General features: G+C 49.2%; 1 protein-coding gene. It reads left to right on the top strand.

The genetic code is table 11. The features are described from left to right. Positions 1-317 (top strand): hypothetical protein (locus QP752_RS11230; RefSeq protein WP_284805541.1); only part of this gene is annotated, 317 nt, incomplete at both ends.

Below are 317 nucleotides of genomic sequence, written 5' to 3'. Positions count from 1 at the left end.
TGGATCGAAGAAGGGAAACTGATAAACCATGAAATATGGTACGAGGACATTCCTATCGACAACCTCTCTCACTCTGGAGCTGTGCCAAGTGAAATCCTCGTCCATTTTACCGGATCTTTTATGGACGAAGACTACTGGAATCACGACATTCAATGGTGGGATCCTGTAGGGCGTAAAGCTTTCGTCCCTGAGAGTTTACTCGGAATCGAGCGTCCTCGGCCGGAGCGTGAACAAACATTAGACGAAGACGGTTATTTGGGTGATGACACGTACCTGTGGAGGGTCCCATGCCCGTGGGAGAGTGACTTCTTACTGTC

This window comes from Corynebacterium sp. UMB10321, from assembly GCF_030228725.1.
In the GTDB taxonomy this organism is placed as follows: domain Bacteria; phylum Actinomycetota; class Actinomycetes; order Mycobacteriales; family Mycobacteriaceae; genus Corynebacterium; species Corynebacterium pseudogenitalium.
Note: the sequence above shows the minus strand (reverse complement) of the source record. Positions and strands in the feature narration are given on the sequence as shown.